This window comes from Solibacillus sp. FSL K6-1554 (assembly GCF_038005185.1).
Taxonomy (GTDB): Bacteria; Bacillota; Bacilli; order Bacillales_A; family Planococcaceae; genus Solibacillus; species Solibacillus silvestris.
Window position 1 is genome coordinate 455,001 of sequence record NZ_JBBOSS010000001.1, and the last position, 12,932, is coordinate 467,932.

Annotated in this window: 7 protein-coding genes, 14 tRNA genes and 2 rRNA genes (1 of these 23 only partly in view); 20 read left to right on the forward strand and 3 right to left on the reverse strand. The window is 43.3% G+C overall.

The annotated features are described in order from the left end of the window. The 18 genes from MHB58_RS02245 to MHB58_RS02330 form a co-directional block, all read left to right on the forward strand. Positions 1-2,480, forward strand: a 23S ribosomal RNA gene (locus tag MHB58_RS02245); it begins 449 nt to the left of the window's first position. Positions 2,481-2,554: 74 nt separating this feature from the next. Beyond that, positions 2,555-2,670: ribosomal RNA gene (gene rrf / locus MHB58_RS02250) — 5S ribosomal RNA — on the forward strand. Positions 2,671-2,681: 11 nt separating this feature from the next. Then, positions 2,682-2,757, forward strand: a tRNA-Val gene (locus tag MHB58_RS02255). A 10-nt stretch (positions 2,758-2,767) separates the two neighbouring features. Beyond that, a tRNA-Lys gene (locus MHB58_RS02260) sits at positions 2,768-2,843 on the forward strand. 50 nt (positions 2,844-2,893) lie between these two features. After that, positions 2,894-2,968, forward strand: a tRNA-Gly gene (locus tag MHB58_RS02265). Between the two features lie 6 nt (positions 2,969-2,974). After that, positions 2,975-3,063: transfer RNA gene (locus MHB58_RS02270), tRNA-Leu, on the forward strand. Between the two features lie 20 nt (positions 3,064-3,083). Then, positions 3,084-3,160, forward strand: a tRNA-Arg gene (locus tag MHB58_RS02275). Positions 3,161-3,219: 59 nt separating this feature from the next. Further along, positions 3,220-3,293: transfer RNA gene (locus MHB58_RS02280), tRNA-Met, on the forward strand. A 12-nt stretch (positions 3,294-3,305) separates the two neighbouring features. Further along, a tRNA-Ser gene (locus tag MHB58_RS02285) sits at positions 3,306-3,398 on the forward strand. 45 nt (positions 3,399-3,443) lie between these two features. Further along, a tRNA-Met gene (locus tag MHB58_RS02290) sits at positions 3,444-3,518 on the forward strand. 3 nt (positions 3,519-3,521) lie between these two features. Then, positions 3,522-3,597: transfer RNA gene (locus MHB58_RS02295), tRNA-Asp, on the forward strand. 5 nt (positions 3,598-3,602) lie between these two features. Then, positions 3,603-3,678: transfer RNA gene (locus MHB58_RS02300), tRNA-Phe, on the forward strand. Positions 3,679-3,681: 3 nt separating this feature from the next. Further along, positions 3,682-3,755: transfer RNA gene (locus MHB58_RS02305), tRNA-Gly, on the forward strand. Positions 3,756-3,766: 11 nt separating this feature from the next. Then, positions 3,767-3,843, forward strand: a tRNA-Ile gene (locus tag MHB58_RS02310). An 11-nt stretch (positions 3,844-3,854) separates the two neighbouring features. Continuing rightward, positions 3,855-3,930, forward strand: a tRNA-Asn gene (locus MHB58_RS02315). Between the two features lies 1 nt (position 3,931). Next, a tRNA-Glu gene (locus MHB58_RS02320) sits at positions 3,932-4,003 on the forward strand. 273 nt (positions 4,004-4,276) lie between these two features. Continuing rightward, positions 4,277-5,845 carry an S-layer homology domain-containing protein gene (locus tag MHB58_RS02325; protein ID WP_340734597.1) on the forward strand — a complete coding sequence of 523 codons (1,569 nt, stop codon included), beginning with the start codon at positions 4,277-4,279 and terminating at the stop codon, positions 5,843-5,845. 276 nt (positions 5,846-6,121) lie between these two features. Continuing rightward, positions 6,122-6,250, forward strand: a complete 129-nt coding sequence (locus tag MHB58_RS02330; RefSeq protein ID WP_340734598.1) for a hypothetical protein — start codon at positions 6,122-6,124, stop codon at positions 6,248-6,250. 161 nt (positions 6,251-6,411) lie between these two features. Here MHB58_RS02330 and MHB58_RS02335 read toward each other — a convergent pair whose 3' ends face one another. Together MHB58_RS02335 and exaC are read right to left on the reverse strand one after the other, a co-directional pair. Then, positions 6,412-6,738, reverse strand: a complete 327-nt coding sequence (locus MHB58_RS02335; protein ID WP_340734599.1) for a DUF779 domain-containing protein — start codon at positions 6,736-6,738, stop codon at positions 6,412-6,414. Between the two features lie 72 nt (positions 6,739-6,810). Continuing rightward, a complete protein-coding gene (exaC, locus tag MHB58_RS02340; protein WP_014824816.1) occupies positions 6,811-8,331 on the reverse strand; it encodes an acetaldehyde dehydrogenase ExaC in 1,521 nt (506 codons plus the stop codon). 458 nt (positions 8,332-8,789) lie between these two features. Here exaC and MHB58_RS02345 point away from each other — a divergent pair, with 458 nt between their 5' ends. Then, complete coding sequence (locus tag MHB58_RS02345; RefSeq protein ID WP_340734600.1) at positions 8,790-9,812, forward strand: AbrB family transcriptional regulator; 1,023 nt, start codon at positions 8,790-8,792, stop codon at positions 9,810-9,812. A gap of 171 nt (positions 9,813-9,983) precedes the next feature. Then, positions 9,984-10,880, forward strand: a complete 897-nt coding sequence (cyoE, locus tag MHB58_RS02350) for a heme o synthase (protein ID WP_008404696.1) — start codon at positions 9,984-9,986, stop codon at positions 10,878-10,880. Positions 10,881-11,490: 610 nt separating this feature from the next. Here the strand turns inward: cyoE and MHB58_RS02355 are convergent. After that, positions 11,491-12,873 (reverse strand): dipeptidase, encoded by a 1,383-nt coding sequence (locus tag MHB58_RS02355; RefSeq protein ID WP_340734601.1) that lies wholly within the window; start codon positions 12,871-12,873, stop codon positions 11,491-11,493. Positions 12,874-12,932 lie beyond the last annotated feature (59 nt).

Consider the following 12,932-nt stretch of genomic DNA (forward strand, 5'->3'; position numbering starts at 1 on the left):
CCGGGAGGACCATCTCCCAAGGCTAAATACTACCTAGTGACCGATAGTGAACCAGTACCGTGAGGGAAAGGTGAAAAGCACCCCGGAAGGGGAGTGAAATAGATCCTGAAACCGTGTGCCTACAAGTAGTTAGAGCCCGTTAATGGGTGATAGCGTGCCTTTTGTAGAATGAACCGGCGAGTTACGATTACGTGCGAGGTTAAGTTGAGAAGACGGAGCCGCAGCGAAAGCGAGTCTGAATAGGGCGAATTAGTACGTGGTCGTAGACCCGAAACCAGGTGATCTACCCATGTCCAGGGTGAAGGTGAGGTAACACTCACTGGAGGCCCGAACCCACGCACGTTGAAAAGTGCGGGGATGAGGTGTGGGTAGCGGAGAAATTCCAATCGAACCTGGAGATAGCTGGTTCTCTCCGAAATAGCTTTAGGGCTAGCCTCGTGATTGAGAATACCGGAGGTAGAGCACTGTTTGGACTAGGGGGGCATCTCGCTTTACCGAATTCAGACAAACTCCGAATGCCGGATATTTATACACGGGAGTCAGACTGCGAGTGATAAGATCCGTAGTCAAGAGGGAAACAGCCCAGACCACCAGCTAAGGTCCCCAAGTAATCGTTAAGTGGAAAAGGATGTGGCGTTGCTTAGACAACCAGGATGTTGGCTTAGAAGCAGCCATCATTTAAAGAGTGCGTAATAGCTCACTGGTCGAGTGACGCTGCGCCGAAAATGTATCGGGGCTAAACGATTCACCGAAGCTGTGGATGCATACTTTGAGTATGCGTGGTAGGAGAGCGTTCTAACAGCGTTGAAGTCAGACCGGAAGGACTGGTGGAGCGGTTAGAAGTGAGAATGCCGGTATGAGTAGCGAAACATGGGTGAGAATCCCATGCACCGTATGACTAAGGTTTCCTGAGGAAGGCTCGTCCGCTCAGGGTTAGTCGGGACCTAAGCCGAGGCCGATAGGCGTAGGCGATGGACAACAGGTTGATATTCCTGTACCACCTCCTCACCGTTTGAGAAATGGGGGGACGCAGTAGGATAGGGTAAGCACGCCGTTGGTTGCGCGTGTTCAAGCAGTAAGGCGTGTATGTAGGCAAATCCGCATACTTTAACGTTGAGCTGTGATGACGAGCTCGTATGAGCGAAGTTCCTGATTTCACACTGCCAAGAAAAGCCTCTATCGAGGTGAGAGGTGCCCGTACCGCAAACCGACACAGGTAGTCGAGGAGAGAATCCTAAGGTGTGCGAGAGAACTCTCGTTAAGGAACTCGGCAAAATGACCCCGTAACTTCGGGAGAAGGGGTGCTTCTTTGGGTGCATAGCCTAGAGAAGCCGCAGTGAATAGGCCCAGGCGACTGTTTAGCAAAAACACAGGTCTCTGCAAAACCGTAAGGTGACGTATAGGGGCTGACGCCTGCCCGGTGCTGGAAGGTTAAGAGGAGCGGTTAGCGCAAGCGAAGCTGTGAATTGAAGCCCCAGTAAACGGCGGCCGTAACTATAACGGTCCTAAGGTAGCGAAATTCCTTGTCGGGTAAGTTCCGACCCGCACGAAAGGCGTAACGATCTGGGCACTGTCTCAACGAGAGACTCGGTGAAATTATAGTACCTGTGAAGATGCAGGTTACCCGCGACAGGACGGAAAGACCCCGTGGAGCTTTACTGTAGCCTGATATTGAATTTTGGTACAACTTGTACAGGATAGGTAGGAGCCAGAGATCTCGGAGCGCCAGCTTCGAAGGAGGCGTCGGTGGGATACTACCCTGGTTGTATTGAACTTCTAACCCATGCCCCTTAGCGGGGTAGGAGACAGTGTCAGGCGGACAGTTTGACTGGGGCGGTCGCCTCCTAAAGAGTAACGGAGGCGCCCAAAGGTTCCCTCAGAATGGTTGGAAATCATTCGTAGAGTGTAAAGGCATAAGGGAGCTTGACTGCGAGACCTACAAGTCGAGCAGGGTCGAAAGACGGGCTTAGTGATCCGGTGGTTCCGCATGGAAGGGCCATCGCTCAACGGATAAAAGCTACCCCGGGGATAACAGGCTTATCTCCCCCAAGAGTCCACATCGACGGGGAGGTTTGGCACCTCGATGTCGGCTCATCGCATCCTGGGGCTGTAGTCGGTCCCAAGGGTTGGGCTGTTCGCCCATTAAAGCGGTACGCGAGCTGGGTTCAGAACGTCGTGAGACAGTTCGGTCCCTATCCGTCGTGGGCGTAGGAAATTTGAGAGGAGCTGTCCTTAGTACGAGAGGACCGGGATGGACATACCGCTGGTGTACCAGTTGTCTTGCCAAAGGCATCGCTGGGTAGCTATGTATGGACGGGATAAGTGCTGAAAGCATCTAAGCATGAAGCCCCCCTCAAGATGAGATTTCCCATTACGCAAGTAAGTAAGACCCCTGAAAGACGATCAGGTAGATAGGTTCGAGGTGGAAGTGCGGTGACGCATGCAGCTGACGAATACTAATCGGTCGAGGACTTAACCACATTTTATTGCTCAATTCAATGAAACGTTTATCCAGTTTTGAAAGAATGAAATTTCTTTTAACTAAATAATTAAGTGAAGTGATGATGGCAAAGAGGTCACACCCGTTCCCATACCGAACACGGAAGTTAAGCTCTTTAGCGCCGATGGTAGTTGGGGGCTTCCCCCTGCGAGAGTAGGACGTCGCTTCGCTTATTTTTTTTGGAGGATTAGCTCAGCTGGGAGAGCACCTGCCTTACAAGCAGGGGGTCGGCGGTTCGAGCCCGTCATCCTCCACCATTTTAATCAAGAGCCATTAGCTCAGTTGGTAGAGCATCTGACTTTTAATCAGAGGGTCGAAGGTTCGAGTCCTTCATGGCTCACCAGTTTATAATCATTATTTATACTGTCAGAGTAAAAATATCTTAAGCATTTTGCGGAAGTAGTTCAGTGGTAGAACACCACCTTGCCAAGGTGGGGGTCGCGAGTTCGAACCTCGTCTTCCGCTCCAAAAAATGCCGGGGTGGCGGAACTGGCAGACGCACAGGACTTAAAATCCTGCGGTGAGTGATCACCGTGCCGGTTCGATTCCGGCCCTCGGCACCATCTTTATAAATAAACAATATGCGCCCGTAGCTCAATTGGATAGAGCGTCTGACTACGGATCAGAAGGTTGTGGGTTCGACTCCTGCCGGGCGCGCCATATTACTCAACTGGATAGAGCTTACATTGCTTTAACTAGTAGAGATAACTATTGATCTTGGCTACCTAGCTCAGCTGGCTAGAGCATTCGGTTCATACCCGAAAGGTCGTGGGTTCGACTCCCTCGGTAGCCATTTTAAAATTTTGGAGGTATACCCAAGTCTGGCTGAAGGGATCGGTCTTGAAAACCGACAGGCGGGTAACACCGCGCGGGGGTTCGAATCCCTCTACCTCCTCCATTTTTACAAACTGGGTACTTAAAACAGGTTCAAACATAATATTATCGCGGGGTGGAGCAGTGGTAGCTCGTCGGGCTCATAACCCGAAGGTCGCAGGTTCAAGTCCTGCCCCCGCAACCAAATGGTCCCGTGGTGTAGCGGTTAACATGCCTGCCTGTCACGCAGGAGATCGCCGGTTCGATCCCGGTCGGGACCGCCATTTATGGGTTTGTAGCTCAGTTGGTAGAGCATTAGATTGAAGCTCTAAGTGTCGGCGGTTCGATTCCGTCCAAACCCACCATATGCGGGTGTAGTTTAGTGGTAAAACCTCAGCCTTCCAAGCTGATGTTGTCGGTTCGATTCCGATCACCCGCTCCAGTTTTTAAATAGGGCCTATAGCTCAGCTGGTTAGAGCGCACGCCTGATAAGCGTGAGGTCGATGGTTCGAGTCCATTTAGGCCCACCATATATAATTATTCCGAAGTAGCTCAGTTGGTAGAGCATCCGGCTGTTAACCGGCAGGTCGCAGGTTCGAGTCCTGCCTTCGGAGCCATGGCCCGTTGGTCAAGTGGTTAAGACACCGCCCTTTCACGGCGGTAACACGGGTTCGAATCCCGTACGGGTCATTTCTAAGCATGTAGCAGAAGCTGCATGCTTTTTTTATTTGTAAAGGATTTTAAATTTCTTATAGTCCGTAGTCTTTCTCGAAATAGGATATTAGTTTAACGATATAGAGATTGTTGTGAAAAAGGGGAGAAGCGACAAATCCTAACTATAATTTTGAGTGGTCATGAAAAGGATGAACAATCCATTACTACCAAAAAGATAATTTAAATACTATTCAAAAATAACTTTCTTTCTTTATTAAAAAATTTATAATAAATAAGGGAGGTTAGAAAATGAAAAAAGTATTTAGTCTATTATTAGTGTTTCTTCTAACTATATCCTCGATGTTATATGCTACACCAACAAGTGCGGAACAAGTGTTTACCGATGTATCGCCAAAGCATAGTAACTATCAGGATATAGCTTTTTTATTGGATAAAGGTATTATTAGCGCCGATAAAAAGATATACGGTGTAAAGGATATTGTGACACGCGAAGAAGTGGCTGTCATGGTCGCAAAAGCTGTTGGTCTTGACGGCACACAGCGAGCTACGAAGTTTAAAGATGTTCCGAAGTCTCATAAAAACAGCGGGTATATTCAATCAGCTGTGGAGGCCGGTATCATTAACGGCTATACGGATGGTACATTTAAGCCGACGACAAAAGTGACACGTGGTCATATGGCTGCATTTATTGCACGTGCATTTGATTTACCGAATGGCACGAAAACCTTTAAAGATGTGAAAAAAGGGCATACGGCATATGAAGCAGTGAGCCAATTAGCTGCAGCCAATATTACAACTGGTTATGAGGATGGTACATTTAAGCCTGCGAATAATTTAACGCGTGCTCATATTTCTGCATTTTTAGCACGTGCAGTGAAATATCAGGAAGGTTTAGGCTCAACATCTTCTAAATTGAACGTACACTTTTTAGATGTTGGACAAGGAGACTCGATTTTCGTTCAAGCACCAAATGGAAAAACAATGCTTATTGATGCAGGGACGAAAGAATACGGCAGCACGGTTGTTGCTTATTTAAAATCTAAAAATGTGAAGAAGCTTGATTACGTAGTAGCAACACATCCAGATGCCGATCATATCGGTGGATTAGCTGCAGTACTGGAAAGCTTTACGGTTGGCGAGTTTATTAACAGCGGGAAAGTCCATACAACGGTAGCATATGAAAATTTACTGCAGATGGTAGTTGATAAAAAAATTCCTTATACAGAGCCGAAAGCGGGAGACTTGATTTCATTGGATTCAAATGTGAAAACTCAAGTTTTAGCTGTCAATGCACAAGCAAGTGATATGAATGATGCTTCCATCGTATTAAAACTGACGTATCAAAATATGTCTTTCTTATTGATGGGCGATGCGGATGCAGGAATCGAAGAGCAAATTGCGAAGAAATATGATGTTTCCGCAACGATTTTAAAAGCGGGTCATCACGGTTCAAGTTCAAGTAGTTCGCTTGGATTTTTACAAAAAGTAAATCCGAAAGCGGTTATTTTAAGTTATGAAGAAGGCAACAGCTATGGCCATCCTCATAAAGAAGTGCTTTCAAACATTAAAACGGTTGGTACAAAAGCTTACGCAACTGCACAGGATGGAACAATTGTTGTGACAACGAACGGTCAATCCTACTCGATTAGTGCGAAAGAGTTCATCGTGCCGAATACGATACCTGAAAAACCAAAAGGTGATGTGAATTCAGGGACGTATGTCATTCCAGGAGCACCGACTGCATTTAAAAACTGTACAGAAATGCGGGTTTATTATCCGAAAGGTGTCAGCTCATCGCATCCTGCTTATGCAACAGCAAGAGACGGCGATAAAGATGGCTGGGCTTGTGAATTATAATATACGTGAAGCAGCTTAAGTGAAATTTTGCTTAAGCTGTTTTTTATTGGGCGGTTTTATTAGAACATTGATGTGGGTTATTAGAAGAGTAGTAGGGGATATTAGAAGAAATTTGAGCGATATTAGAAGTTTCGCCGGTTCCAGCTGTATTGAAGTAACGTTTTCAGCTTAATACGTTGAAACTGAAATGCAATGCGATTTTATTAGAACAACCGGACCGGATATTTGAAGAAGTCCGGGGGATATTAGCTAATCCAAAAGGGATATTAGAACAAAGTGACTGCTTATTTTCCGTTTACGGCAAACAGTGAAGAGTTTAAAGAAATGCACCAGCAGTTTTCTTATTTACTGGGCGAGTACTACAGGCAAGAAAAGAAATTTGAAAAAGCAATCCAATTCATTTAATTATAAAGGAGACGAGGAATATGAAGAAAAACGTTAAATTATCGCTATTATTATTAAGTGTGGCATTGGTGACATTGTCTATCCCAATTTATCCCCCAGTTTTATCTTAATAAAAAGCGCCATTCAGAAGCTTTATTTAAGCTGCTGGATGGCGTTTTACATTATTTCATTACCTTTGATTTCATCAAAAAAGCATATCCTTCTGCACTCTCCAATGAAAAAGATGCGCCCTGACCTTCCATTACATCAACAAGAACTTGCATATGCTTCAAATACTCCGACTGATGCTTATCAATATAATACGGAACATCCGAAATTTCCCCGAGAAGTACAAGCTGGCTGCTAATATAGTGCCCGTCCTTTGTAAAACACATTGGCACCGTACCATCGCAGCAACCGGAAGACTGCTCAAACACCAAATTTCCATGCTTTGCCTTCAACAGCTCGATAACCTCAACCGCTTTTTCAGTCGCGACTAACTTTTCCATAAAGCATCCTCCTATAAAAAAGAGGATGTACTGTAAAAGCACATCCTCTAATAGTTCGCTTCTCGCTTTGGCTTAGAAGAAACCTTGAGCGTTTTTGTTGTAGCTTACTAACATACATTTTGTTTGTTGGTAGTGATCTAACATCATTAAGTGGTTTTCGCGACCGATACCTGATTTTTTATATCCGCCGAATGCAGCGTGAGCAGGGTATTGGTGGTAAGTGTTTGTCCAAACACGACCAGCTTGGATACCACGTACAGCGCGGTAAGCTGTATCCATGTTACGTGACCATACACCAGCACCTAGACCGAATTCAGTGTCGTTGGCGATTTCCATAGCTTCTTCGAAAGTAGAGAAAGTTGTTACAGAAAGAACTGGACCAAAGATCTCTTCTTGGAAGATACGCATTTTGTTGTGACCTTTGAATACTGTTGGTGCTACATAGTAGCCGCCTTCTTGGTCAGCATCTAATTGGTTTTGGTAGCCGCCGATAAGTAGCTCAGCGCCTTCTTCTTTACCGATTTCGATGTAAGATAAGATTTTTTGTAATTGCTCATTTGAAGCTTGAGCACCCATCATTACTTCTGTATCTAACGGGTTACCGATTTTGATTGCTTTAACGCGTTCTAATACACGTTCCATGAACTTGTCATAGATAGATTCGTGAACTAATGCACGTGAAGGACAAGTACAAATTTCACCTGAGTTTAATGCGAACATTACTAAACCTTCGATAGCTTTATCCAAATACTCATCGTCATGATCCATTACGTCTGGGAAGAAGACGTTTGGTGATTTACCGCCAAGCTCTAATGTTACAGGGATAATATTCTCTGTAGCGTATTGCATAATTAAACGACCTACTCCAGTAGAACCAGTGAACGCCACTTTGTTAATGCGTGGGTTCGTAGCAAGTGGTTTACCAACTTCAATACCTAAACCATTAACAACGTTGAATACGCCTTTTGGTAATAAGTCTTGAATTAATTCGATTAATACCATGATTGAAGCTGGTGTTTGTTCAGCAGGCTTCATCACGATTACGTTACCAGCAGCTAATGCCGGAGCAATTTTCCAAGAAGCCATTAATAATGGGAAGTTCCAAGGAATAATTTGACCGACAACCCCGATTGGCTCGTGGAAGTGGTATGCTACTGTATCGTTGTCGATTTCAGAAATTCCGCCTTGTTGTGCACGAATCGCACCAGCAAAGTAACGGAAATGATCCACTACTAAAGGAATATCAGCATTTAATGTTTCACGTACTGCTTTACCGTTGTCCCAAGTTTCAGCAACAGCGATTTTTTCTAAATTTTCTTCAATGCGGTCTGCAATTTTATTTAAAATATTCGCGCGGTATGCAACAGAAGTTTGTGCCCAGGCACCTTTAGCTGCATGTGCTGCGTCTAATGCTAATTCAATATCTTCTTCAGTTGAACGTGCAACTGAAGTAAATACTTTACCAGTTACAGGTGATTTAACATCTAGGTATTGTCCTTTTACAGGAGCTACCCATTCGCCACCGATAAAGTTATCGTATTTTTCTTTAAAGTTAACTACTGCACCAGCAGTATTAGGGTTTGCATAGATCATCTATTAACACCTCTATTATTGTTTTAAAGTTATAGTAACTTTATGTCCTCATTATGCAACTAAGTACGTAAAATAGCAAATGAAAATGCTTACATACTTAGTTATGTCGTTATACTTGTAAAATGAAATTGCATGGAAAAATCATTTTTAGTGAAATTGTTTATGTATTGGTACAGAGGTATTAGGTGGGGGAGGTAATGAAAAATGTGGATTAAACCTTATATCATTATAATAAGTGGTTATTATATAACAAAAATATACAGTGAAACTATATGTATAAAAATTCATGAACATTTATAAATATTTGTTATTATGTGTTATATTTTCTATTTAATTAGTAGCTTTATAAGGTTGGAATTGTACACATTCTATTGTATTACCAGTTTAATAAGTTGTTCGCATTACGAAATAATTTAAGTTAAAATGAACGTATTCATTAAAAGGAAAGGGGAGAAATTATGCTTCTTGTATTCGTCATTGCACTTATTGGGGCACTTCTATTCTCCGCGCTTTCATTTCCGATCCCATGGCTGATCGGTCCTATTTTTTCGGTGCTGGTTGCACAGTTTTTCATTAAAGATAGGCTGCGATGGCCGGCTGTTTTGCGAAATACAGGACTTGTAATCGTTGGTGTCGCAATTGGTCAGCAATTTGATTTCTCGCTATTTTCCGATTTCAAATCCTTGCTGTTTTTTATGGTCATCGTCAATGTTCTATTATTTGCATTTTGTTTAGGGATTGCATGGGTGATTGCTCGATCAACGGGTCTTACATTTAAAACGGCCGTCGCTGCCAATGTTCCGGGTGGGTTATCCCAGCTTGTATTGTTTGCGGAAGAGGAAGGGGATGTCCATTTAACAGCGGTCACGTATTTTCATATTGTCCGTGTATTGGGGGTCGTGCTGCTCATCCCGTTTTTAGTGTCAGGTCATGTTGTTGGGGGAGCAAGTATTCCATTGACATGGGATGTATGGCAAGTGGGTCTGGTCATTTTGCTCGCTGCTGTTGCCGTCCCGCTTGGCAGAAAATTAAAGCTTCCTGTCGCGCACTTTTTAACACCGATCATCGTTGTCATCGGATTAAAATTTTTTGGAATTGAAGCACCGACAATGCCGAGTGATGTTCTTCATATTGCGCAAATTTTAATCGGTGCCTATATTGGACTGTTATTAAAGCCGGAAACATTGCGTCTTCCATTGAATGTTTTGATCGGTGGGATGGCCAGTACGGTTGCGATGATTATTCTCACATACGGCACAAGCTTACTCATTGCCCGGTATTTAGATTTGAGCTTTGCGACAAGCTTTTTAAGCACGGCACCTGGTGGACTCGATCAAATGGGGCTTTTAGCGGCTGCGGTAAAGGCAGATATTTCCGTTGTAACCGTTTTCCAGCTGTTTCGTTTGCTGTTTATATTCTTATGTGTACTACCTATTATTAAGTGGGTTTACCGAGAGCGGGAAGAGTCTGTACAACAATGAATGATAAGCCGTTTCATTAATTGTCTGTCCAGCAATTCAATCATTAATTGTGACAGGATTATCACGACATTTTAAATGGAAAAATGAGAAAAAAAGCCTGGATGCTAACCCTTTATGTCCCGATTAGGTTATACTAGAGAAAGTGATTAATTAGGAAGTAGGATTAAGAACATGCAAACGCAATCGAATCGACAGTTGTGGGCGCAAGCAGTGAAGACCGGCATTATAAAATCTAACTTAATTCCGATGATCGCGGCATTAATGCTCGCCCTGTATACGTATGAATTAAATTTTATTGATCATATTCCCGCTATTATTTATGCAATTATTGGTTCGGCAGCAGTTATAGCTGCAGCAGGTGCATATAATAACGTCTATGACCGGGATATTGATCAAATTATGCCCCGTACAAAAACTCGTCCAACCGTTACTGGAGAACTTTCTGCGAAGTTAGTGCTAATCGTTGCGACGATTTTATTAATACTAGGATGTACGGCGCTTTATTTAGCATCACCGTTAGCTGCTTTGTTAGGGTTTTTAGGTGTATTTTTCTATGTTGTTCCTTATACAATGTGGACAAAACGTCGTACAATCTGGAATACAGAAGTTGGTAGTATTTCAGGCGCTATGCCCCCACTCATTGGATGGGCAGCCGTCGCTCCGGATCTGTGGCATCCGGCTGCATGGGCGCTGTTTCTAATTATGGTCATTTGGCAAATGCCTCATTTTTATGCCATTGCCATTCGTAAAAAAGAGGATTACGCCGCGGCGAATATCCCGATGCTACCTGTAGCAAAAGGGGAAAAGCGCACATATATTCAGTCGAATATTTATCTCGTGCTGCTAATTTTATCGAGCTTTTTGTTTTTACCGCTTAGCTTAGGTTTAACAATCGTTTCACTTGTCCTTGGTGTCATTTGGCTATGCATGAGTATTGCTGCGTCAAAAAAACAAGGTGAGAAGAAGTGGGCGAATATTATGTTCGGTTATTCGCTCTTCCATATGATGGCTGTATTTGGGACAGTCTTTATTTATGCAACAGTTGGCATGATTTTAAATGCGCTTTAAAGTTGTAGAATCAAAAACTCATTCATTTTCCTATAGAGAAAATGAATGAGTTTTTTTATATAGGTTAAGCACATGTATAATCTTCTTTTTTATTTAGTAATAAATACTTATATGGAATAGACTTTTCTTATATATTATAGGATTTCGTCAAAAATCAATTAAGAAACATCAAAATATTATTATTTTCTATCCGCTTGTTGAGAAATTGTGAACAGAAAATGTGAGCATAATATGACAATGATAGCCCACGTATTTTTTGCTTGAAGGAGACATGCTATCATTGGTTTATCAAGTAGAGCGGTGTGCATGGAAGGCAAACTTGCTCACTCATTGATATGCTATGTTACTCATAAATCTCGTACATGACTTCGACAACATATAACCCCCCTATTTTTATATGGTCCCGTACGGATTCCAAAAGACGCCAATGCTGTAGTGAGCATTGGCGTCTTTTTTGTTTATCGTCCAGGCTAGGCTAAAGCGCCAACTCCTCAGACATTTCGGTCCCTCCAAAAGAGGCTCTCACGGTGTGAGTCATTGGGGGGCATGCCACAGGGACGTGGCGTTTTGCCCACTAGGAGTTGGACTGGCGCTTTAGCACACCTTGTTTTTAAAATTTAATTGTTGCTACTTCATGCATGTAATCGCCAAGTACTCGCAAGCCTTGGTCGAAGTTTTCAAGATGGAAGTGTTCGTTTGGTGCATGGAAGTTTTCGCTTGAAAGACCGAAGCCCATTAAGACTACAGGCAAACCTAAAATTTCATCGAATGCTGCAACGATCGGGATTGATCCGCCACCGCGCGTATAAGCTGTAGGTACTTCATATACTTTTTCATATGAACGACCTGCCGCCTGAATTGCCGGGTGATCGAATGGTGTTAAGTAAGGTTTTCCTTTATCAAATTCAGAAATCGTCACTTCGACACCAGTTGGTTTATGCTTTTCAATATGCGCTTTCAGTAAAGAAACGATTTCCTCAGAGTCTTGATCCGGTACTAAGCGGCATGTAATTTTTGCACCCGCTTCAGCAGGTAAAACTGTTTTAATGCCTTCACCAGAGAAGCCGCCGAAAACACCGTTTACTTCCAATGTTGGACGTGCCCATGTTTGTTCCAAGTAAGAATAGCCAGCTTCACCGAATAATTCTTTCACACCGACTTCTTCTTTTAATGCTTCTTCATCAAAGTTCAAATCACGGTAAGCTTGGCGCTCTTCTTCCGATAGGGGACGAACTGAATCATAGAAGCCTTCCACTTGAATTGTCCCGTGCTCATTACGGAAAGAAGCTAAAATTTCTGCAAGTGCATGGATCGCGTTTTGAACACCACCGCCATAAAGGCCAGAGTGCAGGTCACCTTTTGCACCGCGCACATCAATCTGCACACCTGTTAGTCCGCGTAAGCCATAGCATACTGCGGGTTTTCCTTTTGCGTATAGACCTGTATCGGAAATGACGATTAAGTCAGCTGCTAATTTTTCTTTATTGTCTTCTGTATACTTCGGAAGAGACGGACTGCCGATTTCCTCTTCACCTTCGTAAATGAATTTCACGTTTACCGGTAATGTACCTTCTGTCGCAAATAACGCTTCGATCATTTTTAAATGCATGAACACTTGTCCTTTATCATCTGAAGAACCACGTGCAAACAGTTTATTGTCGCGGATGGCCGGTTCAAAAGGAGGTGTTTCCCATAAGTTTAATGGATCAACTGGTTGTACATCATAATGACCGTAGAACAGAATTGTCGGTTTGCCTTCAGCATGAAGCCATTCCCCATAAACGACCGGATGACCCGCTGTTTCATCTACTGATACGTTTTCGATGTTTAATGATTTTAAGTGGTCCGCCAGCCAGTTTGCCGCTGACAACATATCTGCCTTGTGCTCAGATAAAGCAGAAATACTAGGAATACGTAAAAATTCGTTTAACTCCGCTAAATGACGTTCACGGTTTTCCGTAAAGTAACCGTCTAACTTTTCTAAATGACTCATATGGTTGAGTGCCTCCCTTTATTTCGGTTGTAGAAATAATTATAGCATAGAACATCTGG

What these genes read in the sequence shown, in the direction of transcription:
- MHB58_RS02325 (WP_340734597.1), top strand. Translation starts at nt 4,277, where the DNA reads ATGAAAAAAGTATTTAGTCTATTATTAGTGTTTCTTCTAACTATATCC.
- cyoE (WP_008404696.1), top strand. Translation starts at nt 9,984, where the DNA reads ATGCAAACGCAATCGAATCGACAGTTGTGGGCGCAAGCAGTGAAGACC.
- MHB58_RS02355 (WP_340734601.1), bottom strand. Translation starts at nt 12,873, where the DNA reads ATGAGTCATTTAGAAAAGTTAGACGGTTACTTTACGGAAAACCGTGAA.
- exaC (WP_014824816.1), bottom strand. Translation starts at nt 8,331, where the DNA reads ATGATCTATGCAAACCCTAATACTGCTGGTGCAGTAGTTAACTTTAAA.
- MHB58_RS02345 (WP_340734600.1), top strand. Translation starts at nt 8,790, where the DNA reads ATGCTTCTTGTATTCGTCATTGCACTTATTGGGGCACTTCTATTCTCC.
- MHB58_RS02335 (WP_340734599.1), bottom strand. Translation starts at nt 6,738, where the DNA reads ATGGAAAAGTTAGTCGCGACTGAAAAAGCGGTTGAGGTTATCGAGCTG.